Consider the following 23,935-nt stretch of genomic DNA (forward strand, 5'->3'; position numbering starts at 1 on the left):
TCTTGTCCTCCTCAATGGTTATCCGGGCAGTACATAGCGCTGATCCAGCACCCGCATACTGGGGCGCGGGGGGATGTTAACGGTCTTGACCTGCTTGAGGTACTCGGCAATCAGGTCGTAGATGGGGCGGGGGGTGTATTTTTCCACCAGGGTGCCGCTGCGCTGGAGGCGACCCCCAAAGGATGCCAGGGTGTACTCCCGGTTGGGATCGAGGCGGCGGCCCTGAATCGCCACGTTGCGGATGCGCTGGCCGGTGGGGGCGTTTACTGCCAGATCGTAGGTGAGGCCGAAAACCCGGCTCATGTCGCCGCCCTGCTGGTAGAAGGGATCGGGGTTAAAGGTGTTGGCTGCTACATCCTCGAGCACGGCGTGCAGGCGCTCGCCCTTGAGCTTGAACACATAGACTTCGGGGTAGGTAAAGCCGGTGAAGGCCAGGATTTTATCCATGGTGATGGGCTGGCCCGGCAGAATGGCCGTGCCCCAGCGGGTGCCAGTACTGAAAGCTACCTCTACCTCGGGGTAGGCCGCCCGAACCGCCCGCCCGGCCAGCTCGTCCAGGGTGGAGTAGGTGGAGTCGCGCTTGTACAGCAGGGTCTCGGTGGTGCCCAGCACCTGGTCGAGGTAGTCCAGGTGGGGGGCGTAGGCTTCGCGGATGAAGGCCTCGAGCCCAGGGTCGGGCTTGATCAGGTTGGTGGCTACCGGCAGGGTCTTGGCCCGTATATCGGCAATCCCCCCTTTCTTCATCTGTAGGTCTACCCGCACCACGGCCTTGCCCGCCGAACCTCCGGCCACCAGCCAGGTATTGCCCACCCGGATGGGCGCCGGGGTGAAGTCGTGGGTATGGCCAGTCAGAATCAGATCCAGGCCCTTGATGCGCCCGGCCAGGGCCAGATCCAGCGGCACGCCGTTGTGGGAGAGCATCACCACCGCGTCTACGCCCTTGCCCCGCAGCTCGTCCACATACTTCTGTAGCTCGTTTTCCCGGACGCCAAAGGAGAGCCCCTCGGAGAACTCCTCGGGGTGTGAGACCTTCACATAGGGGAAGGTTGAGCCAATCAGGCCTATGGTATAGCCGCCGATTTCGTGGATGGCGTAAGGCTCGTAGATGGGGTCGCCAAACAGGTCGTCCACGATGTTGAAGCTGATGATTTTAGCCTTCAGGGCCTGCACCAGCTCCTCCACGCGCGCACGCCCCAGGGTGTACTCCCAGTGGAAGACCATGTGGTCGAAGCCCACCCGGTTCATCCAATCCACCATGACCTGCCCCTTGGTCAGAAGCGAGATACCGGAGTTGGTCCAGGTATCCCCGCCGTCCAGTACCAGGGTGCGCTTTTCGCCCGCCAGCGCTTTTTGCTGCTGGATCAGGGCCCCGATATAGGCCCCACCCCCCATCGGCCCGAACCGCTGGGCCAGGGTTGCAAAGTCCACCGAGGCGAAGGTGTAGGCCTCGAGGCTACCCCGCCGGATGCCGTAGTAGCGCAAAAATGCCTCGCCGGTGAGGTAGCCAGGCCTGCCCTCCAGGGCTTTGGCCGCCAGCAGGTTGGGCGGCTCCATGAAATAGTGGGGCCGCAGCTGGCCGTGCAGGTCGGTGTTAAAGAGGAGGGTAACGTTGCCAAAAGGAGGCAGATCGTATAGGGCCTCGGGGCGTTCCATGGCCTGGGCGAAGGCTTTGGGAGAGGTAATACCCAAGGCCAGCATGAGTTGTATCAGTTCACGTCGGGTCAAAAAACCTCCTTTCCCCAGGCCTAGGCCCGCCGGGGAACGCGTTGAAGTTTGAGAAACGTTAGCGCTTCAGCGCCGGTTTGGTGTTGAAGTCCGAAGCCGGGTCGAGCAGGTAGGCCACCACATGGGCGATCTCCTCCGGCTTGAGCAGTCCGTTATGCCCAAAGCGGTACATCACCGTGCAGGGGAAGTAGGCCCAGGTGTTGTAAATCACCTCGTAGGTGTACTTCTGTACTGCCTCAGAAGTGCCGCGCTGGCCATACTTCTCCAGGCTGGGCCCTACATTGCCCCCAATGTTGCGGGGAGAGCCCACGTGGCAGGAGAAGCAGTTGCCGCGGGCCAGGGTGTTGAAGATGGCATCGCCCTGCTTCCAGTCCCCCATCAGTTTGCCGTCGGCAGGGTATTTGATGGTCTGGCGCTGAGCCTCGATGAAGGGGCCCAACACATCAGCGGGTAGCCTGTTGCGGTGGATGGAGCACAGAGCCTGGTCGGGGGCCTGTCTGAGCAGGATGTTGGAGTAGTTCTGCCCCCCTGCCTGAATCAACCGCTGGAGCTCGGCGTCAATGTAAGACGGGCCGGTCTGCCCGAGCGCCAGACCCAGGAGCACCAGGAGCGTAAGCAAATAGATGCGCTGCACAAGACCCTCCTAGCGTATGAAACCGGGCAAGTCCATCCGGGCCCCGTTGGCCTGCACGTTCATGAATAGGGTCAGGGCGATGATGGGCTCGGAGTAGAAGTCGGGTGCGGGCATGCTGAGGTTGCTGTAGCAAGCCCGGATGCGGTCGGCCATGGTCCAGGCCTGGTCATTGGAGTAGCGGAAGGCAGGCCAGTGGCTGGCGGCACGTTTGTCCTTGAGGATGTCGGAGTAGGGGAGCACCCCCGCCCGCCTGCCTACGTAGGTCACGTGGCAGGTTGCACAGCCCATATCGCGCGGGCCGGCCCGCAGATAAAAGAGCCGCTCGCCCAGCTCATAGAGCTTTTTCTCCTGGGGCATCAGGGGACGTACCGTTACCGGCTGCTCGTTGGAGAGCGAGGCCAGGTAAAACGCGATCGCTACCACATCGCTGCGCTTGATCTCCTCCGGTTTGAAGCCCTGCAAGCGAATCATGCAGGTGCGGATGCGCGAGTCGAGGTCTTCGACGCGCCGGGTATCGAAGAAGTAACGGGGCAGCCGCCCCACCACCCCCTCGAGCTTCCCCGGCCCCCGGCCAAAGTCGCAGGCCTCGAGGCTCGCTTGCTTGGGCCCGCGCTTGGCTTTGAATAACTGCTCGCCCTGCTCCACATACAGGTCGCTGGGAAGAATCCCTCCGCTCTGCTCCAGAAGCTGCTTCTTCTGCTTCTCGGCCTCCTTGGCCGGATCATCTTCTTCCTGGGCCAGCACCATCAGGCTAAAAAGGGCTAGAGCAACCGCCCCTACCAAACGCCAGAAGCGACCCATCCGAACCTCCTAGGCCAGGGTGAGATCTGCGGTTTTTTCGCCAGTCTGGCCGTTCAGGTCTTTGCAGGTGACCTTGAGCTGACCGGCTTTGTTGGCCTTCATCTTGAAGGCGAACAAGGGGTTGGCGCTGGTGCCAGGGCCCGGCTTGACCTGGGCGATGAGCTGCCCGTCCATGGTCACGTTGACCTCGTTGATGTGGTCGGCAGGAATTAACTTCCCGCTGGCGTCCCGGCGGGTACCGGGCTCCATGGGGTGTTGTACGACAATCTGCACCCGAACTTCATCGCCCGCTTTGGGTTTGGCTGGGTTGAAACGAACCAAGATGTTAATCGCCATGTCATGCCTCCTTAACCGCAACCGCCTACCGTGACCCGCACCGACTGCGCGGCCATCAACAACTTGCCGTCTTTGGTCTCGACCACGGCCCGCACCGGGGCGGTTTCGGCGACCCGCACGCGGGTGGCGTAGTAGGGTAGAACCCCGTTGAGAATGACCGTAAAGAGCAGGGGATTGGCGTTCTTGTCACAGAAGCAGTGAATGGCCTTGACCTGATCGGCGGGCAGGCTGGCCTCGATCTCCACCGGTACGTTGGCGCCCGACTCGGCGATGGTAGGGGCCACCAGCTTGACCTGCTGCGAGAGGGTCAAGTCTTTGAAGCTCTTGCCCAGAACCTGTTGCAAGCCCTTCTCGAGGTTGGCGATGTCCTCGCCCTCGAGGCCTCCCTGGGCCAGTGCCGCCGTGAGCTGATTGGCCAGCACGGTTCCGGCAACGGCCCCTGCCGATGCTTTTAGAAATGTTCTTCTATCCACAACCTTCACCTCCCACCTTCGCACAGATTTGCTGAAGTTCGTTCAGAAACTGTGCACGGGTTCGGCTACCGAATAGCCGGCCCGCTTCTTTCAACGTACCCCCTTGGGGTACGAAGAAGACAAAACTGGGTGTGCCAAACGCCCGCATTTGCGTGCTCAGGGCGCGACCTTCGGGGCTATGGCTGTCCACGCTGGCGACCACAAAGCGGCGCTCGAGGATGCTCGAGACCCTCGGGTCGGACAGCACATGGGTGTTCATCTGGTCGCAGTAAGGACAGGCTTCACTCCAGAAATAGACCATCAAAATGCGTCCATGCGCCTGGGCATACTGGCTGGCCTGGGCATAGGGATACCAGCGCTCGAAGTCTACCCCCTGGGCGTTGACGCCCACCAGGGCCCCGAGCATTAGTAATAAGATGTACCGCATAGCGCACCGAAAGTTTTCGATTACCTATTAATACTACCTGGGGGTATGCACGTCAACTCTGACCCAAAGCGCCCAGGTTGACCAGCAAGCGGTTGTACGAGGCAGCAAATGCGCTTGGTACACATTATCACTGGCTTTATTCCATTTAGATATAGCTTTCATCACTACCTTGACTCGAGGGCCTACCCCAATGTAAGGATTTATCGAGCTACGAATCTTACACAAGAACTAGAGCGTCCCTTGATGAGCGGTAAAGTCTGCCGCAGAAAGACTTTTTGGATTCTTGTTTAATCGTGTAACCTAACCCCTTGTGCACAAAGTCAGCTTGCTATTTAATTCATAGCAACATACCCGATATAGGTATCGACCCACGGGAGGAAACATGAAACGTTTGCTTGCAACCCTCATTTTGTTTACGGTAGGCCTGGCCGTCTCGCCCGGACAGGTTGCCCCGGACTTCCGGCTGCGCAATATATCCGGCAAGGTCTACACCCTGGCCAGTTTTAAGGGCAAGCCGGTGGTAATTACTTTCTGGGCCAGTTGGTGCCCCATCTGCCGGGCTGAGTTTCCCAAGTTGCACCAGCTTGCACAGGAGTACCAGGTGCCTTTTGTGGTCATTAGCCGTGAGCCCCGCGACACCGAACAGGTGGTGCGGGATTACATGAAAAACTACCCCCGATTTCTGCCCCTCCTGGCCCAGCCTGGTGGCGATAACCCGGTTGCTGTAGCCAATCGCTATAAGGTGTTGGGCCAGCCCTGGACTTTTGTGCTCGATGGCGAGGGTAAGGTAGTAAACCTTTATGCTGGCAAGGTGGAGGTCGAGTCCCTCAAGGACGACCTCGCCCTGGCGGGCTATGAGTGAATTACTCGATGCATTGACAGGGTAGATGCCACATGAAAAGTAGCCACACGGCTATGTCTTGGTCGTGTGGCGGGCGGGTGGAATTTAGTGAAGGGTGCGCTCTTTGTGCATGAGCGCAGCCAGATTAAACACAATGTCTTTGGATAGACGGTCGAAGTCGGCCTCGAGCATGGCCTGAGCAGCCTCCACCCCACGCATGCGGAGGGTTTGCACCACCCGGGCGGCGTAGAGGTGGAATGTACGGTGCGTTTCCCGCAGGGCCGTAAACTCGGGGTGCAGGGCCAGGGTGCTGCGGGCGGCCTGACCATAAAGCCAATGACCCAGCAGGCACTGGTTGTCCTGCATGATGACGCCAATATCAAGCTCTTCGTTGGAGTGGCCCAGGATGGCATCTTCGAGGCGCTTACGCCAGGCCAGATGGGCGTTGATCACGGCCTGGACATCCAGGCCCATAAAGTGCTGCTCTGCTGCATCTAACTTGGGGGCTTCCGTGGGTTGTTTGCGGCCCCAGTTACGGAGCCAGTCCAATAGATTCATACGAGTTACAAAGTACGAGGAATTTATGGAAAAGCCGTGGGGGGAGGCCTTTCGGGGAGCGTTAAATGCTGTTACCTCGTGTTACGCGCATACAGCACACCGAGGAAGCTATTTTATGCGTACCTGGCGTGAGCTTAAGCACTACACCCATCGCACCCGCCAGACGTGTATGATGTCTACTTTGGAAAATACCCGGCTTTGGTGACGAACGCGAACGCAGATTCAACCGTAAACTGGCTTACCCATGTAACACCTTGGGCAGGTTCTGCCACAGGATGAAAACCCCCATCACCACTAAAAACCCGGCAAAGCCGCGCCGCAGGGTGAGCTGGGGGATCGAGGCCGCCAGGCGGCCCCCAAACAGGCTGCCCACAATGCCCAGCGCCGCGAAGATCAGCACGATATCCCAGTGGACGGTGTAGCCCTGCTCGGGTAGCAGGTGCAGGTACTTATAGAACCCACTGCCCGATTTCATGGCTACAATCAGCAGGCTGGTGCCCACGGCCAGGTACATGGGCAGCCCGCCCAGCAAGACCAGGGCCGGGACAATTAAAAACCCTCCACCCACCCCCACCAGGCCGGTGAGGATGCCCACTACCAGGCCATCCAGGACGATTTTTAGGTAAGAGCGTTTTTGTGTGGGGGCCTCGAGCCGCGGGGGGCGGAACATCATGTAGGCGGCCAGCAGCATTACCACTGCAAACAGCCCCAGTTGCCAGACCCCCGGCACCCATTTGGAAAAGTAGGCCCCCAGGTAGGTGCCGGCCATGCCCGGCAGGCCAAAAAACAGCACGTTGCGCCAGTCTATCTGGGCCTTGAGGGCGTAGGGTATGGCCCCCACCAGGGCAATCAGGCCCACGATGGCCAGCGACTCGGCAATGGCCAGTTTGTCGGGCTCTCCCACCAGGTAGACCAGGATGGGTACCGTGAGGATGGAGCCACCCGAGCCCAGCATGCCCAGGGCCAGGCCAATCAGAATTGCACCTATCCAGGCTAAGAACATGGGGCCTCCTCGGGTTTGAACGGTGCTTCGGCCACCTGGGTTGCGGTGCGCTCGAGCGGGTAACCCTGGGCCGCGTAGCCCTGGATACCTCCCACCAGCTTCCCCACCTCGAGGCCCTCGTACCCCAGCACCTCGGCGGCCAGTCCGGCCCGGCTGCCCGTAGCACAGATGGTCACGACGGGGCTTTTCAGGGTATCCAGCGCCTCCAAAAGCTGCTCCAGGGGAAGGTTGCGCGAACCCGGAATATGCCCGCTGGCGAACTCTTCCGGCGAACGCACGTCCAGGAGCACAGCCCCGCGCTTTTGCCAGAGGGAAAGCTCGTTGGGGAAGACGTCCTGCATCACTTCACCGGGAGTTTGTGCCGCTTCCAGGCTTCTATGCCGCCTACCAGGTTGTAAGCTTTGTAGCCCTTGGCGGCCAGAAAACGCGCGGCCAGGGCGCTGCGTGCGCCGCTTCGGCACTGGCAGATGATTTCTTTGTCCCTGGGCAGCTTCTCCCATTCGCTGGCCAGCCGATCGAGCGGCAGGGCCTGCGAGCCGGGGATTTTGCCCTCCTGGCGCTCCAGTGGGGTACGGACATCCAGAATAATGGCGCCGGCCCTGGCTTTTTCGTGGGCCTCAACTGGGCTGAGGCGGCCCACTGCCGCCCCGCCACCCAATAGGTTTTTAAGCCAGCCGATCAACGCTCCACCTCAAAGCCTGCGCTCATCCAGCCGTAGGTGCCGCCCTCGAGGTTGCCCACGTTTTCCTTGGCAAAGCCGTGCCCCACCAGGTACTCCGAGGCCTGCGACGAACGGCCCCCGGAGGCGCAGACCACCACCAGCTTGCGGTCTTTGGGTAGTTTGCCCACCTCGCTCACGAAGCGCCCCAGCGGGATATTGACCGCGCCGGGTACGTGGCCCATGGCGTACTCGTAGGGTTCGCGCACGTCCACGACGTAGGCCCCTGCGTCCACCCAGGCCTTGGCCTCGTGCGGGGTGAGCTCGGTGAAGGCGGTCTCGCGGTAGGTCACCTCCACCGGGACGGTGTCCAAGGGCAGCCCGGCGCGGTACCACGCCAGGATGCCCCCGTCGAGGTTGAGCACCCGGGCGTAGCCCTTGGCCGCCAGCCAGGCCGCCGCCTGCGCCGAGCGGCCCCCGCTGCGGCAGTAGAGCACCACCGGCTCGTCCTCAGGCAGCTCGGCGGCCCGCCCGGCGAACTCGGACAGCGGCACCAGCTTGGCGCCGGGGATGCGGGAGTTGGCGAACTCCTCGGCCTCGCGCACGTCCACGAAGAGGACCTTCTCCTCGAGCAGCTCCTGCGCTTGTTGGGGGGTGATGTCCTTGTAGGGCACGGTCAACATGGTTCTCCTCCGTCGTTTAGATCGGGTTGGCGCAGGGGATCCCCGTCTCGCGCCAGGCCTTGATGCCGCCCTCGAGGTGCCAGACCTTGCGGTAGCCCAGCGCCAGGAGGGTCTTCAGGGCTTCTTGGGAGCGGTTGCCGCTGCGGCAGTACAGCAGCACCGGCTCTTCGCGCTCGAGGCGGAGCGGGGCCAAGGCCCCGAGGGTGCCGAGGGGGAGCCGCAGGGCGCCCGGCAGCACCCCCTCCGCCCACTCCTCCGGCTCGCGCACGTCCACCACCCGGTAGCGCTCGAGGGTGCGGTAAGCCGTCTTGGGGTCGAGGTTTCGGGTCATGGTGCGTCCCTTCAGGAGACCCCCGGGCCCGCGGGCTCGGGGTCAGGCAAATCTTCCCTCAGGCCCCCACCGCCTGGCGCGCCTCCCCCTTCTCGGTGGGGAAGCCGTGCTCCTGCCAGGCCCTGATCCCCCCGGTGAGGTTGATGACGTTGGTGAAGCCGGCGGCCAGCAGGGCGCTGATCGCGGTGGAGGAGCGGTCGCCGCCCAGGCAGTGCAGCACCACCGGCTTGTCCCTGGGGATGCGGCCCAGGTGCTTCATCACCCGGCCCGCGTGGAGGTTGAGGGCGCCGGGGATGCGCACGGCCTGGTGCTCGTCGGCGGCGCGCACGTCGAGGATGACCGCCTCGCCCCGCTCCCACAGCGCCTTGGCCTCGGCGGCGGTGAACTGGGGGACGGTCTCGAGCTCGCCCTGCACGTAGCCGTCCAGGCTGGGGATATACCCCACCACCCGGTCCAGCCCGATGCGGACGAGCTGGGTGGCCAGCTCCTGCACCCGCCCGGGGCTGGCCAGCAGGATGAAGTCGCGGTCGTAGGGCAAAAGCCAGCCGGCCCAGGTGGAGAAGCTCTTGCCCGCCGGGATGTTAATCGCCCCCTCGAGGTGCCCCCCGGCGAAGGCGAACTTGTCGCGGGTGTCCACCAGCAAAGCCCCCTCGGCCAGCTTTTGCTGGAACTGCTCGGGGGTGAACGGGTGGGGTTCCTTGAGCTCCCCCAGGATCGGCATGCCGTCGCGGTTGAGCCGCTTCATCTGGGCGAAGTAGTAGGGGGCTTCGGGCTGGCCGGAAAGCAGGGCCCTCACGAAGCCCGCTTCGTCGTCCTTAGCCAGGTAGTCGGCCCACCAGGCGAAGCGGCGCTCGTAGCCCACGGTGGTGCTGGCTACGGCCCCCAGCCCCTTGCCGCAGGCGCTGCCCGCGCCGTGGCCGGGCCACACCTGCACGTAGTCGGGCAGGGTGAGGAACTTCTCCTTCAGGCTCTTAAACATCCGGCGGGCCCCCGGCTCGGCGGTGCCCAGGATGCCGGCGGCCTCCTCGAGGAGGTCGGGGCGGCCGATATCCCCCACGAACACGAAGTCGCCGGTCAGGATAAAGCCGGGTTCGGTCGCGGTCGCCCCGTCCCGTACCAAAAAGCTGATGTGCTCGGGGGTATGGCCCGGGGTGTGAACCACGGTGAGGGTGACGTTGCCGACCCGGATCTCGTCGCCGTCTTTGACGAGCTGGTAGTCGAAGCCCTCGAGGCCCCTGTACTTCCAGTTCTCGTCGCCCTCGTCGGAGAGGTAGAGCTTGGCCCCGGTGGCCCTGGCGAGCTCGCGGGCGCCGGAGAGGTAGTCGGCGTGGATGTGGGTCTCGGTGACGGCCACGATCTTCAGGCCGTTTTTCTGGGCCTCCTCGAGATAAACCTGGATATCCCGCCGGGGGTCTACCACCACGGCCGTGCCCTGCGCTTGGCACCCGATAAAGTAGCTGCCTTGAGCCAGCCCTTCCTCGTAGATCTGTCGAAACAGCATCAGCAAACCTCCTAAGCGCAAGGCTATATCCCCGGGGGGTATATGTCAAGTACCCCTAGGGGGTATTGGATGGCCTCGAGGTCGTGCGGCACGGTACGGCCTCCCACCAGGGCTCGAGCCCCCCGCCCTCGCGTAACCCTGACCCCGGCCCACGCGTGGGCCGGGGCGGAAAGCCCGGCTCATCCAGGTCCTCCACCCCGGCCGCGCGTGGCGCCCGCTCAGCGGCGCAGCAGGCGCACGGCCTCCACGATGCCCCGCGTGTCCCCCTGGCCCTTGGCTAAGTCGGCCTGGCACTCCTCGAGGTAGGTCTCGAAGATGATGTCGCCGGTGGCCTCGAGGGCGCTGCGCACGCCGGAGAGCAGGGTGAGGATCTCGCGGCAGTCGCGGCCCTCCTCGACCATCTTCTGCAGGCCGCGCACCTGGCCCTCCAGGCGCTTGAGGCGGTTGAGCACCTGCTCCTTGGTCGGGGGAGCGGGCCGGGGCTTGCGCTGGGTTCGGGTTCGGTTCGCAACGGCACTCAAGGTTCACCTCGCGGGCTGGGTATCCCTCAGGGGTATCCCCCGCGTATCAGTCTATCCCACGGGCGCGCCGGGGGTGGTCTACCGCAGCCGCTGGAGGAGCTCCTCGAGCTGCGCCCGGTTGACGGGGCCGAGGTGGCGCGCCAGGACCCGCCCGTCCGCCCCGATCAGCAAGGTGGTAGGCAGGCCGCTGACCCGGAAGCTCTCCCGCAGGTTGGCGCTGTCCAGGAAGACCCGCGCCGACAGGCCGGCCTCGCGCAGGAAGCCCTCGACGGCCCCCGCACCCTCCCCGGCGTTGAGCAGCACGACGGGGTAGCCCTTCTGCTGGTACTCCGCCAGCAGGGGCATCTCGGTGCGGCAGGGCGGGCACCAGGTGGCCCAGACGTTGAGCAGCATGGGCTTGGGCAGGTCGCCGAAGCGCGCGGGGGAGGGCTGGGAGCGGCCGGGCTCGAGGTAGGCCAGCGGCCGCGCGTCGAGGGCCGGGCTCTCGAGGGCCAAGCCGGGGCGCAGCAGCGCCTGCTGGAGCCCGAGCGGGAGCGCGGCCAGGGCGAGCGCGCCGGCGGCGGGGACCAGGAGCCGGCCGGCCTCCCGGCGCAGCAGGGCCCCGGCCGTCAGCGCGCCCCCGGCCAGCCCCCACGCCCAGCTCCAGCCCCCGCTGCGGACGTCCACGACCCCCAGCAGGGCCGAGGCGGGGTCGGGCCAGGTCCCCAGGTGCTCCAGCACGTACCCCAGCCGGGCCGCCAGGAGCGCCGCCAGCAGCACCCACCACCCCCGGGCCTCCAGGCCCCGGCGCGCCGCCAGCGCGGTGAAGGCCAGGGCCCCCAGCAGCAGGGCCAGGTTGGGCCAGCTCAGGGCCAGCGGCCCCAGCAGGAGGGCGTCGGGGGTCAGGCTCATCGCTCCAGAGGATAGCCCGCCGACTGCCAGGCCAGTATGCCGCCCTGCACGTTGCGCACGTCCTTGAAGCCGAGCTCGGCCAGCGTCCGGCTGGCCTGTACCGAGCGGTTGCCGCTGCGGCAGATCACGTACACCGGGGCGTCCTTGGGGAGCTGCCCGGCCCGGGCGGCCACCTGCCCCAGGGGCAGCAGGGTGGACCCCGGCACGTGCCCCTCGGCGTACTCGTAGGGCTCGCGCACGTCCAGCACGACGCGGCCGGGCTCGCTGGCGGCCCGAAGCTCCTGCACGCTCACGTCCTTGTAGCCCGGCTTGGGGGCGCAGCCGTTGAACAACATGAGGACCGCCAGGACCGCCAGGAGCCAGGGCGTCACCCGGCACGGCGAGAAGCCCTGCACCCGGCAGGCCAGGAAGGGGCGCAGGCGGCCCATCAGCGCACGCCTCCGATGGTCTCGAGAACGGCCTCCACGAAGGCCCGCCCGGGCCGGCCGTCCAGCGCCTGCTGCACCTGTTCGCGGATTTCGTCGGGGAGCATCTTCTCCATGTCCATGGCTTTTCCTCTGGGCTCCGTAGAGCCTCGCTCCACTATACCCCGGGGGGATATATCTGTAAAGCAAGCCGTAATCGGCCCGGCAATACTTGAACAAACGCTCATGTATTGCTAGACTCCTGCTATAGCTGAGCGGTTGCTCAGATATTGAAACCGCGTTCTCAAGGAGGAGCCCTGATGAGCCGCCCAACGCCCGCACCCCCCGCGCCCCCCGCGCCCGAGCTGTGCTACCGGGTCGAGGGGATGGACTGCGCCGACTGCGCCAACAAGATCGAGGCCCTGGTGAACCGCACCCCCGGAGCGTCTAACCCCCGCGTGGCCTTCACCACGCAGGTGCTGCGGCTCAACCTGGATGAGTCGGTCACGCCGAGGGAAAGCCTGGAGGCCAAGATACGCTCCCTGGGCTATAAGCCCACCCTGCTGGTCCCGGAGGGTACCAAAAGCCATACCCACCCGGAAGAGGCCGCCCACCACCCTGACCGGGGTGAGGCTAGGGCCCAGGACGGCGAACACGTCCACGAGCTGGAGGACAAGCCCTGGCACGCCACCCGCCAAGGGCGCGAGGTGATCACTACCGGCGTATTGCTGGTGGCGGCCCTCGTCTTCGGCTTTATCGAGCCGCAGCTTTCACGCTGGGGCTACATCGCTGCCACCCTGATCGGGGCCTGGTCGCTGGCCCGCAAGGCCTGGGCCGGGGTGAGGCTGGGCAACCCCTTCAGCATCAACACCCTGGTCACCATCGCCGCCATCGGCGCGGTCGTGATCGACGAGGCCACCGAGGCCGCGGTGGTGGTCTTCCTGTTCGCGGTGGGCGAGCTGCTGGAAAGCATCGCTGCCGGAAGGGCCAGGGCAGGGATCAAAGCCCTGGCCGCCCTGGCCCCCAAGACCGCTTTCCTCCTCGAGGGGGAAGGGGAGGACATCCGTACCCGCGAGGTTCCCGCCAGCAGCCTGCGGGTCGGGCAGGTGGTGCAGGTGCGCCCGGGCGGGCGGGTCCCCGCCGACGGCACCATCCTGAGCGGGTTCTCGGCCCTGGACGACTCGCCGGTGACCGGAGAATCGGTCCCCGTGAACAAGGGCCCCGGCGACCCGGTCTACGCGGGCAGCATCAACACCGACGGGGTGCTCACCGTGCGGGTGGACAAGGACCCCTCCGACAACACCATTGCCCGCATCATCCACCTCGTCGAGGAGGCCCAGGAAAGCAAAGCCCCCACCGCCCGCTTCATCGACCGCTTCAGCCGCTACTACACCCCTGGGGTTCTGGCGGTCGCGACCTTGATCGCGGTGGTTCCCCCCCTGTTCCTGGGCGGAGCCTGGCACGAGTGGCTCTACAAGGCGCTGGCGCTATTGCTCATCGGCTGCCCCTGCGCGCTGGTGCTCTCGGTGCCGGCGGCCATCACCTCGGCCATCTCGGCGGGGGCGCGGCGGGGCCTGCTGATCAAGGGGGGCGCGGTGCTGGAGACCCTCGCCCGCGTCCGCACCGTCGCCTTCGACAAGACCGGCACCCTCACCGAGGGGCGGCCCCGGGTGACCGATGTGGTTGCTCTGGAAGGCTCCGAGGCCGAACTGCTGGGCCTCGCCGCTGCGGTCGAACAGGGCTCCTCCCACCCCCTGGCCAAAGCCATCGTGGAGAAGGCCGACGAGGTGGGGGCCACGCTGCCCCCTTCCAGCGACCAGCAGGCCGTCCAGGGCAAGGGGGCACAAGCCATGGTGCAGGGCCGAACCCTGGTGGTCGGCTCGCCCAGGTACGCAGCCGAACTCGCTCCCCTGGCCGCAGAGGTAGCCGGGCAGATCGAGGCGATGGAACTCCAGGGCAAGACCGTGGTGGTGCTGCTGAACCCGCCCACCCCGCTGGGCCTCATCGCCCTGCGGGACGAGCCGCGGCCCGACGCCCGCAAGGCGGTGCAGGCGCTGCACCGCATGGGTATCCAGACCGTGATGCTCACCGGCGACAACCGCCGCACCGCCGAGGCCGTGGCCCGCCAGCTGGGCATAGACACAGTAATCGCCGAGGTTTTACCCGAGGACAAAGCGGCTAAGGTGAAAGAGCTCCAGGCCCAGGGGCGCAAGGTGGCGATGGTGGGCGACGGCATCAACGACGCGCCCGCCCTGGCCTGGGCCGACGTGGGCATCGCCATGGGAGGGGGCACCGACGTGGCCCTCGAGACCGCCGACGCCGCCGTGCTGCGGGGCTCGGTGCGGGGGGTAGCCGAGCTGGTGCGGCTCTCGCGGGACACGATGCGGGTCGTGGCGCAGAACATCGCCTTCGCGCTGGGCCTGAAGGCGGTGTTCCTGGCCACCACGCTGCTGGGCATCACCGGTTTGTGGCCCGCCATCCTGGCCGACACCGGGGCCACCGCGCTGGTCACGCTGAACTCGCTGCGGCTGCTGCGCTTCCGCTAGCCGCCCGCGGCCTGTGGCATACTCGAGACGAGGTTATCGCGATGCCGACCGCTTTAGACCGAGCCGCCGCCTGCGAGGAGCGGGGCATCCACCCCGAAGCCCTCGAGACGGCCCGCCGGGCCGCTCCCGACGAGGCGCGCGTGGCGCGGGCGAGCAGCCTGCTCAAGGCGGTGAGCGACCCCACCCGGCTGCGCATCCTGGCCGCGCTGGCCGCGACCGAGCTGTGCGTGTGCGACCTCGCCGCCCTCACCGGCACCAGCGAGTCGGCGGTGAGCCACCAGCTAAGGCTGCTGCGGGAGGAGCGGCTGGTGGCCTTCCGCAAGGAGGGGCGCATGGCCTACTACCGGCTGATGGACCACCACGTCACCGAGCTCATCCGCAGCGCGCTCGAGCACGCCCAGGAGCCCGGCTGAGCCGGCCGCCCTCGCGCCCGCCTCCCCAAAGAACGGGCTCCCGGAAAGTCAAACCAGGCCCTGCTGGGCGGCCAGCGCGGCGGCGCGGGCGCGGGTGTCGGCGCCGAGCTTGTTGAGGATGGAGGTGACGTGGAACTCGGCGGTGTGCTCGGCAACGCCCGGATCATCGTGCGCGATCGGTTTTGCTGAGCCTGGCAGGGTCGGGGTGTGCAACCGCTACCCGTCGGGGAACTTGACCATCAGGAGGGAAGATGGGGTGAAGCCGGGGTCGCGGCTGGATCGAGCGGCCCTGCTCCTCCTGTCTGCCGGTCGTCAAGCGCCATGCGGCAAGGGTGCATGCTCCACCCGGGCGGGATGGCCGAACCGCGTGGCTTGCGCCTGGAGGATGCGCAGGCGGGTTGGCCACTAGCTTTACGCAGATTTAACATGGGGTCTTTACACTACACGCTGTAGTGTAAAGGGGGGTCCCCGCCATGAATCACTTTCTCGTCGACGTTCTTCCCTGGGAGCAGCAAGTCTGGATCGTCCCCCCGGAGCAGCTTTCGCTCAGCCAGTACGTGCGCTACCGCTGGTGGAAAGCCCGCACTTTCCGGAGCTCGCTCAAGCTCTCCCGGCCTCAGTGGTACGGCTTCTTGAGCCATGAAGGCCGGTGGGTGAGCATGCTGGAAATCGTCCACCGCCCGGCGAAGGTCGGGGTGGAGGACGTGCGGCTGGGCTTGGTAGGGGCGGTGACCACTCTCCCGCAAGCGAGGGGCAAAGGCTACGCCTCCGTGCTGCTGCGGGAGAGCATCGGGTTCATCGGCGACCGGCTTAAGTGCGATTTCGCCTGGTTGATGTGCGCGGAGGATCTGGTCCCCTTCTATGAACGCCTGGGCTGGCAGCGCGTGCAAGGGCCGTTTTACTTCCAGCAGCCCGGCGGCAGGGTGCAGGGTGAGTTGGCGGCAATGGCGTTCGCCTGTCAGGGCAGGTCCTGGCCGGAAGGGGAGCTCGACCTGTGCGGCCTGCCCCTCTAGCAGCTCTGACCCGGGCCGTGGGGTAACCAGTCCCGCAGATGCCACTCCAGAGGCGCGGCGTGCAGCAGGAGTGGTACGAGGGACAGTGCCGCCAGGATGAGCGCGCTTTTCACCACAGCCGCCCGCCAGCGGTGCCCCTCAAAAAGAGGCGCCGGTTGCCCCAAGACGGCCTGCACCCGCAGAGCCAGGCTCGAGCCTAGAATTTCAGCATTCGGGGCCGACTCTGCATGGGCATGCCGTGCGAGGCGCAACAAGGCCGAGGCCACCACGTCACCGCCCACCACCGCCGCCGCCCGGTCGGCGTCGAGCTCTTCCCGTAACCACCAGGCCCGCTGCAGGAGCGGTGCGACGGGCAGGAATGCCGTGGCGGCGGTCAGGCCGGCCACCCACAGGCCACGTTTGACCGAGCGGCGCATCAGATGGTACCGCTCGTGCAGCAGGACAGCTTTGAGCTCCTCGCGGGGCAGCAGCTCGACCAGGCCCCGGCTCACCACCACCTCGGAGAGCTGGGTGAAGGCGAACACGTCGGGCCGGTCCACGTATACCACCCGCCTCAAGCCCAGGCTCTGCGCGAGCTCGCTGAGATCGGGGGGCTGGGCGGCCCCGCCGACCTCACGGCGCAGTGAGGCCAGCAGAGCCCACCTCGTGACCAGCTCGCGCAGCATCCGGAAAGCCGCGAGAGCCCCTGGACCCAGCGCGGCCAGCAGAACCAGCCCGACGGCCGCCTCTCCTGCCCGGAGGGCGAACCAGCAGTCCCCGAGCCAGTCCAAGGCCCCGCTCATGCCCGGGTGACCGCTGGTGCCTGCCACCAGCAGCAACGGCGCCCCCAGCAGCAGCAGCAAGGTGAGCAGGCTGGCCTCGATGGCGCGACCCATAGGCTCACGAGCCTTCCCGTTTGCGCCGCAGTAGGGCCTCGAGCTCGGCGATGCGCCCGGGATCCTCGCGCTCGAGCGCAGCGACGAACTGGGCCACCGCGTAGTCCCCGAAATCGCGCACCAGACCTACCACAACGTCGTGGGTCAACCCCTCTACGAAGGCTTCCCTGGACAGGGCCGCTCCGTAGACCGAGCGCCTCCCACCCGGTTGGCAGCGGGTCACCAGCCCTTTGGCGACCAGGCGACTGAGCACCGTCATCACCGTGTTGAAGGCTAGCCGCTGCGGCAACAAGGCCTTCTGCACCTCCGCGATCGTCTGGGGCCCATGCTTCCACAGCACTTCCATCACCGCCGCCTCGAGGCCGCCCAGGACCCGCTGCAACCCCTGCTCGTTGAGGTGGAACGAGCGCACCTCGCCCATAGGCTCAGTGTACCTGTCGGAGGACAGGTTTTACATGGTCGTGACTGCCTTAGCTGCACTCCGTGTGCGCGTTTGGGCCAATCAAGGTCTTGAAACCTCGTCAAAGTACCGTCGGCACTGCGTAGCGGGTGACGGGTAGCTAAATGCCCACTTCAAGGACGCTCGAGGCCTGCTCGGTAGAGTTGATGGCCGCAACCTTAGCCTGGCCGCGGAGGGCTTTACGGAAACTTAACCGTAAAACCTTAACTTGACAGGCATGGTCAGAATCCTGCCATCCCTTGGCATCGCAGCGCTCCTGTCCAGCGGCCTCGCCCTGGGCCAGAGCAAGCAGCCTGACCCCCTCAGCATCGAGGCCCTGCGCGCCCGCAGTTACCCGGGCAGCGCCATCACCGTCGAGCGCACCCTCACCTCGGGCGCGAACTACCGGCGCTACATCGCCTCCTACCGTTCCGATGGCCTGAAGATTTTCGCCCTCTTGACCGTACCCTCGGGCACCAAGCCGAAGAGCGGCTGGCCCGCCGTCGTGTTTAACCACGGTTACATCCCGCCCGAACAGTACCGCACCACCCAGCGCTACGAGGCGTACGTGGACGCACTGGCCAGGGCGGGCTATGTCGTGTTCAAGCCGGATTACCGGGGGCACGGCAATTCCGAGGGCCAGGCCGAGGGAGCCTACTGGTTTCCGGGCTACACCATCGACGTGCTCAACGCAGTCTCCTCGCTGGCGAAGCTTAAGGAAGTCGATGCCGGGCGTCTGGGCATGTGGGGACACTCGATGGGTGGCTACCTCACCCTGCGGGCCATGGTCGTCGACAAGCGCATCAAGGCCGGGGTGATCTGGGCGGGAGTGGTGGCACCCTACACTGACCTCGTCAACAATTGGCGGCGACCGTACATGGGTGGGCAACCCTCAACTCGGGTACAGCAGCGCAGGCGGGAGATCTTCGATCGCTTCGGCACTCCCGAGCAGAACCCCGGGTTCTGGAACGCTATTTCGGCCAACAGCTACCTGGCAGAAGGCATGGCGCCGATCCAGCTTCATCATAGCCCTGCCGATACCCACGTCCCCTACGCCTTTTCGCAGACCTTGGCGCGGCAACTCAAGGCGGCCGGGCAGCCGTATGAGTTCTATAGCTACGCCGGAGACGACCACAACCTGAGCAAGAACTTCGCCCAGGCTATGCGGCGCTCGGTGGCGTTCTTCGACCGCTACCTGAAAGGGGGATCGTGAACCGGCGGATCGTGCACCTCCTGTTGCCCGTGCTTCTGTCCACGGCCGGGGCCGTGCCCGGGGCGGTGCGGCTGGAAGGCGTTCGCCACGAGTACCAACGCCTCAACAACTGCGGCCCCGTCACGATCGGGATGGCCCTGAGCTTCTGGGGGAGCAAGCTGACGCAGTACCAGTCCGCTCCTGTGTTGAAGCCCAACCGGGCCGACAAGAACGTCTCGCCCGATGAGCTGGCAGCTTATGCCCGCAGCCAGGGCTACGCCGTGCACGGGGGCGCAGCCGGCGATTTGGCGTTGATCAGGCGGCTGGTGGCAGCGGGTTACCCGGTAATCGCCCAGACCTGGTTCGTCAGCGACCAAGGCGGCATGGGTCACTACCGTCTGATTACCGGCTACGACGAACGAGGGGGCTATTTGTGGGCCTACGACTCCTACAACGGCCCCAACATACGCCTCGAGTACACGGAGTTTGACAGCCTGTGGCAGGTGTACAACCGCACCTATCTAGTGGTTTATCCCAAAAGCCGTGAGGGGGAAGTGCGCAAGTTGCTGGGTGATCGGGTGAACGCGGGATGGGAAGACCAGCACGCCCGGGCGGTAGCCCTCCAGGAAACCCGGACCCAGCCCCGTAACGCCTTCGCCTGGTTCAACCTGGGCACCAGCCTGCTTAAGCTGGGCGACGCCGTGGGGGCTGCCCAAGCCTACGACCAAGCCCGCGGCCTGCCGGTCAACCGGGCCTATGACCCCGACCGGCCCGGCGGGATGCTGGGTAATTGGCCTTGGCGTACCCTGTGGTACCAGTTTGGTCCCCTGGAGGCTTACTACAAGGTGGCCCGCCATGGCGAGGTGGTTTCCTTAGCTAGTGAGACCCTGCGGTGGGCTCCCGACCATGAGGAGTCGTACTACTGGCGCGGCAAAGCCCGGGCTGCGCTGGGACAGCGTAATCTAGCCCTGGCTGACTTCCGGGCAGCCCTGCGCTATAGACCCGGCTATGCCGAAGCCCGGGCTGCGCTGCGGGAATTGCAGGCGAAAGCCGCACGCTAGGCTCAAAACTGGATCGTGCCAGTCCCCTCGCCGAAGCGGCGGGGTATCATGCCGATGATCCAGTCGGTAGCAGCCACGTAGGTCCAGGGCGACCCCTACGATCACCGCGATCCCGGAGAGGCCAATTAGCGTTGCTGCGGTCAAGATGAGGGTTTCATACCCGATTCGGTTAGTTCGTCACCGTTCGGTGACGAACTGACCCGACCGAAGTTATCCGCGTGGCGGAGGGCGGTAGCGCCCCTCGGGAGGGATACGCTTGCTTCGCCGACCGTCAGGGAGGGGTATGCTCTGGGACCCGAAAAGATAGCCTCCGGGGCTCTTCGGTTTGGAAGATTATCTTTTTGAATCCGGTATCGTATAGGCTCCAAGGGCAGCTAAGGTCGTGGATCAGAGCAACCGTTCCAACCGAAAGGGGAACTGATGCCTGAACGCCTCGGCCATGGTGGCCCCGGCATGGCTCAGCAGTCCGTGATAGAGCGCCGACGACTTGTCCATTTCGCGATGCAGCGAGCGCCCCAGCTCGAGGTCGGACAGGTGGGCATATCCAGGAACAATGGTCTCCAGTGACTCTGGGTTAAGCCTGCTGCGCAGCACCTGTGCAGTGAAGGCCATCTGCCCCTCGAGCACCCCCAGGGCCTGTTGCTTGAGGGCAAAGGTGGATCCGATCTCGACCACACAGTTGGGGTTGTGCGGCGACATGTAGTAGAGGTCGCGGATCAGGTGGCGCTCAAACCCGCCACACTCCTCGATGCGCCAGTCCCGTCCGGCCAACGAGGCCGCCTCGAGATACAAGAGCATGAGCAGTCTGCGGTCGGGGTCGAGGTCGGCATAGGAATGCTCGGGGTCTTGCGTGATCAGGATGTCCGGGCGGGTCTCCCGGATCAGTCGCACCAGCTTGATTTTGGAGGGGGTGTCGAGCTGGGTCTCGCCGACCTGAAACTCCAGGAACCGCACCGACCGTACCCCCAAGATCTTCGCGGCTTGCTCGATCTGGGGGCGGGTCTGCGGCCTGGACAGCACCACGGCAGCGTGTACGGCATCGCCCCCCTGGGCGTGCAGGGCCAGCGTACCACCCACTTCCACGATCTCCAGGCCATAGGTCGCCAACATCAGAATGCTTTTGGGCATACGATCAACCTTTGCGCAAGCGCGGGAACAGATAGCCTTCCAAAGCGCGGCCGGTAAGGGCGAAACCCAGCACCGCTAACGTGATCATCACCCCCGGGGGCACCACCCACCAGGGCCACGAACCGTTGAGAAAAGCCCCGCGAATCTGGGCGTAATAGAGGATGGAACCCCAGCTCTTGCGCACCGGGTCACCCAAGCCCAAGAAGGAGAGTGAGGCTTCGATCAGGATGCTGCCGGATGCCACCAGAATGAACTGCGAGACTGCGATGGGCAGCACCCCGGGCAGGATGTGGCGGAAGAGGATGTGGAAGTCGCTAGCCCCCAGGGCCCTGGCCCCTTCGACGTAGGTCGCCCCGCGCAAGGCCAGCACCCCGGAACGGATCACTCGAGCGGGTCGCGCCCAGATGACCAGCATGATGGCGGCAATCAGGTTGCCGGTGCTTGGTCCTAGATAGGCGGCCACCACGATCATCAGCGGGATGAAGGGCAGCACCAGCATCACGTCCACCAGGCGCATCAGCGCCCCGTCCAGCCAGCCACCGCTGTAGCCCGCTACCAGACCCACCAACGTACCGATCAAGATGGCGCCTGCCGCAGCGCTAAAGCCGATCAGGAGCGAAACCCGCGTACCCACGATTAGCTCGGAGAGAATGTCCTGACCCACGTCGTTGGTGCCCAGCAGATGGGCGCTCGAGGGTTGCTCAAAGGGTTTGCCGCTGGGCAGGGTGGGGTCATAGGGGGCGATCAGCGGGCCGAACAGGGCTAAAAACAACATCAAGGTCAGCAAGCCCAGGCCCGTAACGCCGACAGGGCTAGCCAGAAGCATCTTCGAAAGCTCGCGCCAGCGTCTTGATCGGGCCGAAGCAACAGCAGAGCTAACCATGTGAACCCCGTACCCTGGGGTCAACCAGGGGATAGAGCAAGTCTGCCAGCAGGTTGAAAAGCAACACCGAAAGCGTCACCAGGAAAAAGGCCCCCTGCAGCAAGGGGTAATCGCGGTTGGTGGCCGACTCAAACAGCAGCCGCCCCACCCCTGGATAGGAGAACACCGTCTCGATTACTGCGGCCCCGCCCACCAGCGTTCCCAGGTTGAGCATGAACACCGTGAACACCGGGAGGATGGCGTTGCGCAGGGCGTGCTTGTAAAGCACCTGGCGCTCGGCCATTCCCTTGGCCCGGGCGGTGCGGATGTAGTCCTCTCCCAGCACGGCGAGCATCGCGTAGCGCATCACCAGGTAGGTGCCGGAGAGGCTGGCGATGGTGAGGGTGGTGGCGGGCAATACCAGGTGACGCGTCACGTCTACCACCGCCGACCAGCCCTGGTAGTTGGCCCACGCAGTTCTGGCCCCGAAAACCGGGAAGATCTGTAGCTGCACGGCGAAGATCGCCACCAGCATCATCCCCAGCCAGAAGGTGGGCACCGCGTCAAGGGCGATCGAGCCGGCCAGGGTGGTGTTGTCCAGCATCCCCCCACGCCGCCAGGCGGCCAGGGCCCCTACGATGACGCCGAAGAGCGAGGAGAGGAGCAGGGCGGTTGCAGTGAGCAGAAGAGTCCAGGGTAGGCGCTCGAGCAGGATCGAGCGCACCGGACGATTTTCCTGGTAGCTGTAGCCGAGATCGCCACGGGCCAACTGGCCCAGGTAGCGCAAGAACTGCACCAGCAGCGGCTGGTCCAAGCCCGCGCGCTGGAGGATGGCCTGGCGCTGCTCGGGGCTCAGCGTGGCCACCTCATCACCAGCGAGGAACTGCAACGGGCTGCCCGGCATAGCCCGGGGCAGGAAGAAGTTCACCGTCACTGCGACCAGCAGCACCAGGAGGTATTGGCCCAGGCGATTGAGCATCGACTGCCCTTTACTGCCCTTGCAAGAAGGAGCGCTTGTTGATGATGCCCTGGCCCTTCTGGAACTTCCATCCGTCATAGGCCTCGGGCCGGTAGGCGTAGACCCCGTCGGCATACCACAAGGTGATAAAGGGTAGATCGCGCGCGATGATGGTCTGAACCTGTGTCGCGAGCTGCTTGCGCTGGTCGAAGTCCACGGTGGTGACCATGCGCTCCGTGAGGCTGTCCACCGTAGGGTTCTTGTAACCGCCGATGTTGAGCGTCCCGGCAGCAGGGTTGGAGTTAAACAGCCCGCGCAGGTTGAGCTGCGAGGTCACCGGGGCGGACCATCCCCACATGGCCAACTCGAAGTTGCGGCCTTTGGCCACGTCGAAGTCCGGCCAAACTGCCTGTTGCACCGTGGTGGGGTCGAGCGAGCGTACGTTGAAGACGATGCCTGCGGGCCGAACCTGCTGGGCGATCAGCTCCGCGGCACGGATGCGCAAAGGGTTGTTGGACTGCACCAGAAGCGTGAACTCCAGCCGCTTGCCGTCCTTGCCCACGCGTACACCCCCCGCGCCGGCCCGGTAGCCCAGCGAGTCCAGCACCTTCCCGGCCTCGGCTACGCTCAGGCGCTTGTACTCACGGGTGGCCGCACTGTAGAAGGGCGACTGCGGGTGCACGAAGCCGGCGTTGCCGGGAGTGCCGTAGCCGAGCAGCAACGTCTCGACCAAGCCCTTGGTGTCGATCAAGCCGGCCACCGCCTGGCGGAAGCGGACTTCGTTGAACGGCGGGATCGTGGTGTTGAACTGCAGCAGGGTGCTGGCATACCCTGGCCCCCGCACCACCTTGAGCCGTGGGTTATTGGAGAACTGGCCGATCAGTTCGGGCAACACCTCGCGGCTGGTCGCGCTGATCTGCCCGGCCTGTAGGGCCTGGAAGGTCGAGGTGGCGTCTTTGATGATGCTCAACACCACCTCGTCCGCACCGGGTTTGCCGCCAAAGTAGCTGGGATTCTCCACCAGCCGGTACGACTGGTCCGGGCGGTGCTCCACCAGCTTGAAGGGGCCGCTGCCCGTGGCGTTCTTGAAAGCCCTGGGGTCGGTGACGTTCTGCCAGAGGTGCTGGGGCAGGATGGGCACGTCGGCCAGCGTGACCTGCTGGAAGTTGGCCTCGGGCCGGGGAAGGGTGATGACTACTGTGCGTTCATCCGGCGTGCGGATGTCGGAGATGCCGCGCACCGCGGTAGCGAAACGTCCGATCAGGGGGTACTTCTTGTAGTACTCGTAGGAGAACTTCACGTCGGCGCTGGTCAGGGGTTTGCCGTCATGCCACACAGCGCCCTCGCGGAGCTTGATGGTCCACTGCCGGCCCCCGTTCGTGCTGGTGACGCTCTCCGCCAGCCAAGGGCGGGGCACGTCGCCTAGGTCGTTGAGCATCAGGGTGTCGAACACCAGGGACAGCATGTTGTAACCGGGGTAGCCGGTCACGTACGTGTAGGGAGTTAGCTCTCCCTCATCCTGGGGTATGGCGAGAATGATGCGCTGGCCAGTGTGACCGGCCAGTGCGGCACCTGTCAGCAGCGCGAAGGACACAGCCAGGACTAACGACAGCACGTTGAATCGCTTCATTTCCCCTCCCGTACACAGCCGCAATCCCCAC

At 65.2% G+C, this 23,935-nt stretch carries 30 protein-coding genes; 6 read left to right on the plus strand and 24 right to left on the minus strand.

Annotated features, from left to right (window positions below; genetic code table 11):
- Window positions 1-18: 18 nt before the first annotated feature.
- Genes soxB through Q0X18_RS15660 form a run of 6 tightly spaced genes read right to left on the minus strand, consistent with a single transcriptional unit; the run spans window position 19 to window position 4,396 of the window.
- Complete coding sequence (gene soxB / locus Q0X18_RS15635) at window positions 19-1,725, minus strand: thiosulfohydrolase SoxB (RefSeq protein WP_297563928.1); 1,707 nt, start codon at window positions 1,723-1,725, stop codon at window positions 19-21.
- 58 nt (window positions 1,726-1,783) lie between these two features.
- Entirely contained in the window at window positions 1,784-2,359 is a 576-nt protein-coding gene (gene soxX / locus Q0X18_RS15640) for a sulfur oxidation c-type cytochrome SoxX (protein WP_297563930.1), read from the minus strand.
- A gap of 9 nt (window positions 2,360-2,368) precedes the next feature.
- On the minus strand, window positions 2,369-3,160 hold the full coding sequence (soxA, locus tag Q0X18_RS15645; RefSeq protein WP_297563931.1) for a sulfur oxidation c-type cytochrome SoxA: 792 nt from the start codon (window positions 3,158-3,160) through the stop codon (window positions 2,369-2,371).
- 9 nt (window positions 3,161-3,169) lie between these two features.
- Window positions 3,170-3,496: a thiosulfate oxidation carrier complex protein SoxZ gene (soxZ, locus tag Q0X18_RS15650; RefSeq protein ID WP_297563933.1), complete on the minus strand. Its 327-nt coding sequence runs from the start codon at window positions 3,494-3,496 to the stop codon at window positions 3,170-3,172.
- 11 nt (window positions 3,497-3,507) lie between these two features.
- Complete coding sequence (gene soxY, locus Q0X18_RS15655; RefSeq protein ID WP_297563935.1) at window positions 3,508-3,969, minus strand: thiosulfate oxidation carrier protein SoxY; 462 nt, start codon at window positions 3,967-3,969, stop codon at window positions 3,508-3,510.
- Window positions 3,962-4,396, minus strand: coding sequence for a thioredoxin fold domain-containing protein (locus Q0X18_RS15660; RefSeq protein WP_297563937.1), 435 nt, complete (start codon window positions 4,394-4,396; stop codon window positions 3,962-3,964). The genes soxY and Q0X18_RS15660 overlap by 8 nt, the downstream gene beginning before the upstream one ends.
- A gap of 382 nt (window positions 4,397-4,778) precedes the next feature.
- Here Q0X18_RS15660 and Q0X18_RS15665 point away from each other — a divergent pair, with 382 nt between their 5' ends.
- Window positions 4,779-5,258: a TlpA disulfide reductase family protein gene (locus Q0X18_RS15665; protein WP_297563939.1), complete on the plus strand. Its 480-nt coding sequence runs from the start codon at window positions 4,779-4,781 to the stop codon at window positions 5,256-5,258.
- A gap of 84 nt (window positions 5,259-5,342) precedes the next feature.
- Here Q0X18_RS15665 and Q0X18_RS15670 read toward each other — a convergent pair whose 3' ends face one another.
- The 11 genes from Q0X18_RS15670 to Q0X18_RS15720 form a co-directional block, all read right to left on the minus strand.
- Window positions 5,343-5,795 (minus strand): CZB domain-containing protein, encoded by a 453-nt coding sequence (locus tag Q0X18_RS15670; protein ID WP_297563941.1) that lies wholly within the window; start codon window positions 5,793-5,795, stop codon window positions 5,343-5,345.
- A 238-nt stretch (window positions 5,796-6,033) separates the two neighbouring features.
- Window positions 6,034-6,798, minus strand: coding sequence for a sulfite exporter TauE/SafE family protein (locus tag Q0X18_RS15675; protein ID WP_297563942.1), 765 nt, complete (start codon window positions 6,796-6,798; stop codon window positions 6,034-6,036).
- The gene (locus tag Q0X18_RS15680) at window positions 6,789-7,139 is read right to left on the minus strand and encodes a rhodanese-like domain-containing protein (RefSeq protein ID WP_297563943.1); all 351 of its coding nucleotides are present in this window, start codon (window positions 7,137-7,139) and stop codon (window positions 6,789-6,791) included. Before Q0X18_RS15680 ends, Q0X18_RS15675 begins: the two co-directional genes overlap by 10 nt.
- Window positions 7,139-7,480: a rhodanese-like domain-containing protein gene (locus Q0X18_RS15685; RefSeq protein ID WP_297563945.1), complete on the minus strand. Its 342-nt coding sequence runs from the start codon at window positions 7,478-7,480 to the stop codon at window positions 7,139-7,141. Before Q0X18_RS15685 ends, Q0X18_RS15680 begins: the two co-directional genes overlap by 1 nt.
- Window positions 7,477-8,139 (minus strand): rhodanese-like domain-containing protein, encoded by a 663-nt coding sequence (locus tag Q0X18_RS15690; RefSeq protein ID WP_297563946.1) that lies wholly within the window; start codon window positions 8,137-8,139, stop codon window positions 7,477-7,479. The genes Q0X18_RS15685 and Q0X18_RS15690 overlap by 4 nt, the downstream gene beginning before the upstream one ends.
- Before the next feature lie 16 nt (window positions 8,140-8,155).
- On the minus strand, window positions 8,156-8,470 hold the full coding sequence (locus tag Q0X18_RS15695) for a rhodanese-like domain-containing protein (protein WP_036197007.1): 315 nt from the start codon (window positions 8,468-8,470) through the stop codon (window positions 8,156-8,158).
- A gap of 58 nt (window positions 8,471-8,528) precedes the next feature.
- Window positions 8,529-9,971 (minus strand): rhodanese-like domain-containing protein, encoded by a 1,443-nt coding sequence (locus Q0X18_RS15700; protein WP_027887985.1) that lies wholly within the window; start codon window positions 9,969-9,971, stop codon window positions 8,529-8,531.
- Between the two features lie 218 nt (window positions 9,972-10,189).
- Window positions 10,190-10,492 carry a metal-sensitive transcriptional regulator gene (locus Q0X18_RS15705; RefSeq protein WP_223299566.1) on the minus strand — a complete coding sequence of 101 codons (303 nt, stop codon included), beginning with the start codon at window positions 10,490-10,492 and terminating at the stop codon, window positions 10,190-10,192.
- Between the two features lie 78 nt (window positions 10,493-10,570).
- Window positions 10,571-11,383, minus strand: a complete 813-nt coding sequence (locus Q0X18_RS15710; protein WP_027887987.1) for a TlpA disulfide reductase family protein — start codon at window positions 11,381-11,383, stop codon at window positions 10,571-10,573.
- On the minus strand, window positions 11,380-11,811 hold the full coding sequence (locus Q0X18_RS15715) for a rhodanese-like domain-containing protein (protein ID WP_081698386.1): 432 nt from the start codon (window positions 11,809-11,811) through the stop codon (window positions 11,380-11,382). The genes Q0X18_RS15710 and Q0X18_RS15715 overlap by 4 nt, the downstream gene beginning before the upstream one ends.
- The gene (locus tag Q0X18_RS15720) at window positions 11,811-11,966 is read right to left on the minus strand and encodes a hypothetical protein (RefSeq protein WP_297563956.1); all 156 of its coding nucleotides are present in this window, start codon (window positions 11,964-11,966) and stop codon (window positions 11,811-11,813) included. The genes Q0X18_RS15715 and Q0X18_RS15720 overlap by 1 nt, the downstream gene beginning before the upstream one ends.
- Before the next feature lie 141 nt (window positions 11,967-12,107).
- Here Q0X18_RS15720 and Q0X18_RS15725 point away from each other — a divergent pair, with 141 nt between their 5' ends.
- Together Q0X18_RS15725 and Q0X18_RS15730 are read left to right on the plus strand one after the other, a co-directional pair.
- Window positions 12,108-14,333, plus strand: coding sequence for a heavy metal translocating P-type ATPase (locus tag Q0X18_RS15725; RefSeq protein ID WP_297563959.1), 2,226 nt, complete (start codon window positions 12,108-12,110; stop codon window positions 14,331-14,333).
- A 41-nt stretch (window positions 14,334-14,374) separates the two neighbouring features.
- Window positions 14,375-14,746 (plus strand): helix-turn-helix transcriptional regulator, encoded by a 372-nt coding sequence (locus tag Q0X18_RS15730; RefSeq protein WP_119339829.1) that lies wholly within the window; start codon window positions 14,375-14,377, stop codon window positions 14,744-14,746.
- A 48-nt stretch (window positions 14,747-14,794) separates the two neighbouring features.
- Here the strand turns inward: Q0X18_RS15730 and Q0X18_RS15735 are convergent, their stop codons facing one another.
- Window positions 14,795-14,959 carry a hypothetical protein gene (locus tag Q0X18_RS15735; protein WP_155915755.1) on the minus strand — a complete coding sequence of 55 codons (165 nt, stop codon included), beginning with the start codon at window positions 14,957-14,959 and terminating at the stop codon, window positions 14,795-14,797.
- Window positions 14,960-15,219: 260 nt separating this feature from the next.
- Here Q0X18_RS15735 and Q0X18_RS15740 point away from each other — a divergent pair, with 260 nt between their 5' ends.
- The gene (locus tag Q0X18_RS15740) at window positions 15,220-15,759 is read left to right on the plus strand and encodes a GNAT family N-acetyltransferase (protein WP_051304245.1); all 540 of its coding nucleotides are present in this window, start codon (window positions 15,220-15,222) and stop codon (window positions 15,757-15,759) included.
- On the opposite strand, the gene Q0X18_RS15745 is transcribed toward Q0X18_RS15740, so the two are convergent.
- Together Q0X18_RS15745 and Q0X18_RS15750 are read right to left on the minus strand one after the other, a co-directional pair.
- Complete coding sequence (locus Q0X18_RS15745; protein WP_297563966.1) at window positions 15,756-16,634, minus strand: M48 family metalloprotease; 879 nt, start codon at window positions 16,632-16,634, stop codon at window positions 15,756-15,758. The two genes, Q0X18_RS15740 and Q0X18_RS15745, sit on opposite strands and share 4 nt — an antisense overlap.
- Before the next feature lie 4 nt (window positions 16,635-16,638).
- Window positions 16,639-17,055 (minus strand): BlaI/MecI/CopY family transcriptional regulator, encoded by a 417-nt coding sequence (locus tag Q0X18_RS15750; RefSeq protein ID WP_027888518.1) that lies wholly within the window; start codon window positions 17,053-17,055, stop codon window positions 16,639-16,641.
- A gap of 256 nt (window positions 17,056-17,311) precedes the next feature.
- Here Q0X18_RS15750 and Q0X18_RS15755 point away from each other — a divergent pair, with 256 nt between their 5' ends.
- The gene (locus Q0X18_RS15755) at window positions 17,312-18,286 is read left to right on the plus strand and encodes a S9 family peptidase (protein ID WP_119339789.1); all 975 of its coding nucleotides are present in this window, start codon (window positions 17,312-17,314) and stop codon (window positions 18,284-18,286) included.
- The gene (locus tag Q0X18_RS15760) at window positions 18,283-19,326 is read left to right on the plus strand and encodes a C39 family peptidase (protein WP_223299774.1); all 1,044 of its coding nucleotides are present in this window, start codon (window positions 18,283-18,285) and stop codon (window positions 19,324-19,326) included. Before Q0X18_RS15755 ends, Q0X18_RS15760 begins: the two co-directional genes overlap by 4 nt.
- Window positions 19,327-19,713: 387 nt before the next feature.
- Here Q0X18_RS15760 and Q0X18_RS15765 read toward each other — a convergent pair whose 3' ends face one another.
- The 4 genes from Q0X18_RS15765 to Q0X18_RS15780 are packed head-to-tail and all read right to left on the minus strand — an operon-like array spanning window position 19,714 to window position 23,904.
- Window positions 19,714-20,454 carry a PIG-L deacetylase family protein gene (locus tag Q0X18_RS15765; protein WP_027888521.1) on the minus strand — a complete coding sequence of 247 codons (741 nt, stop codon included), beginning with the start codon at window positions 20,452-20,454 and terminating at the stop codon, window positions 19,714-19,716.
- Window positions 20,455-20,458: 4 nt separating this feature from the next.
- A complete protein-coding gene (locus Q0X18_RS15770) occupies window positions 20,459-21,337 on the minus strand; it encodes an ABC transporter permease (protein ID WP_043983037.1) in 879 nt (292 codons plus the stop codon).
- Window positions 21,330-22,295, minus strand: a complete 966-nt coding sequence (locus Q0X18_RS15775; RefSeq protein WP_027888523.1) for an ABC transporter permease — start codon at window positions 22,293-22,295, stop codon at window positions 21,330-21,332. Before Q0X18_RS15775 ends, Q0X18_RS15770 begins: the two co-directional genes overlap by 8 nt.
- Before the next feature lie 10 nt (window positions 22,296-22,305).
- Window positions 22,306-23,904 (minus strand): ABC transporter substrate-binding protein, encoded by a 1,599-nt coding sequence (locus Q0X18_RS15780; protein WP_081698415.1) that lies wholly within the window; start codon window positions 23,902-23,904, stop codon window positions 22,306-22,308.
- Window positions 23,905-23,935: the final 31 nt, after the last annotated feature.

Origin of the sequence: Meiothermus sp., from assembly GCF_026004075.1 — a bacterium.
Classification (GTDB): Bacteria; Deinococcota; Deinococci; order Deinococcales; family Thermaceae; genus Meiothermus.

Coding starts and splice junctions, on each gene's coding strand:
- soxZ (WP_297563933.1), bottom strand. CDS start 3,496: ATGGCGATTAACATCTTGGTTCGTTTCAACCCAGCCAAACCCAAAGCG.
- Q0X18_RS15660 (WP_297563937.1), bottom strand. CDS start 4,396: ATGCGGTACATCTTATTACTAATGCTCGGGGCCCTGGTGGGCGTCAAC.
- Q0X18_RS15680 (WP_297563943.1), bottom strand. CDS start 7,139: ATGCAGGACGTCTTCCCCAACGAGCTTTCCCTCTGGCAAAAGCGCGGG.
- Q0X18_RS15780 (WP_081698415.1), bottom strand. CDS start 23,904: ATGAAGCGATTCAACGTGCTGTCGTTAGTCCTGGCTGTGTCCTTCGCG.
- Q0X18_RS15745 (WP_297563966.1), bottom strand. CDS start 16,634: ATGGGTCGCGCCATCGAGGCCAGCCTGCTCACCTTGCTGCTGCTGCTG.
- Q0X18_RS15715 (WP_081698386.1), bottom strand. CDS start 11,811: ATGGGCCGCCTGCGCCCCTTCCTGGCCTGCCGGGTGCAGGGCTTCTCG.
- Q0X18_RS15770 (WP_043983037.1), bottom strand. CDS start 21,337: ATGGTTAGCTCTGCTGTTGCTTCGGCCCGATCAAGACGCTGGCGCGAG.
- Q0X18_RS15725 (WP_297563959.1), top strand. CDS start 12,108: ATGAGCCGCCCAACGCCCGCACCCCCCGCGCCCCCCGCGCCCGAGCTG.
- Q0X18_RS15750 (WP_027888518.1), bottom strand. CDS start 17,055: ATGGGCGAGGTGCGCTCGTTCCACCTCAACGAGCAGGGGTTGCAGCGG.
- Q0X18_RS15695 (WP_036197007.1), bottom strand. CDS start 8,470: ATGACCCGAAACCTCGACCCCAAGACGGCTTACCGCACCCTCGAGCGC.
- Q0X18_RS15665 (WP_297563939.1), top strand. CDS start 4,779: ATGAAACGTTTGCTTGCAACCCTCATTTTGTTTACGGTAGGCCTGGCC.
- soxA (WP_297563931.1), bottom strand. CDS start 3,160: ATGGGTCGCTTCTGGCGTTTGGTAGGGGCGGTTGCTCTAGCCCTTTTT.
- Q0X18_RS15765 (WP_027888521.1), bottom strand. CDS start 20,454: ATGCCCAAAAGCATTCTGATGTTGGCGACCTATGGCCTGGAGATCGTG.
- Q0X18_RS15755 (WP_119339789.1), top strand. CDS start 17,312: ATGGTCAGAATCCTGCCATCCCTTGGCATCGCAGCGCTCCTGTCCAGC.
- Q0X18_RS15700 (WP_027887985.1), bottom strand. CDS start 9,971: ATGCTGTTTCGACAGATCTACGAGGAAGGGCTGGCTCAAGGCAGCTAC.
- Q0X18_RS15675 (WP_297563942.1), bottom strand. CDS start 6,798: ATGTTCTTAGCCTGGATAGGTGCAATTCTGATTGGCCTGGCCCTGGGC.
- Q0X18_RS15670 (WP_297563941.1), bottom strand. CDS start 5,795: ATGAATCTATTGGACTGGCTCCGTAACTGGGGCCGCAAACAACCCACG.
- Q0X18_RS15740 (WP_051304245.1), top strand. CDS start 15,220: ATGAATCACTTTCTCGTCGACGTTCTTCCCTGGGAGCAGCAAGTCTGG.
- Q0X18_RS15690 (WP_297563946.1), bottom strand. CDS start 8,139: ATGTTGACCGTGCCCTACAAGGACATCACCCCCCAACAAGCGCAGGAG.
- Q0X18_RS15730 (WP_119339829.1), top strand. CDS start 14,375: ATGCCGACCGCTTTAGACCGAGCCGCCGCCTGCGAGGAGCGGGGCATC.
- Q0X18_RS15710 (WP_027887987.1), bottom strand. CDS start 11,383: ATGAGCCTGACCCCCGACGCCCTCCTGCTGGGGCCGCTGGCCCTGAGC.
- Q0X18_RS15775 (WP_027888523.1), bottom strand. CDS start 22,295: ATGCTCAATCGCCTGGGCCAATACCTCCTGGTGCTGCTGGTCGCAGTG.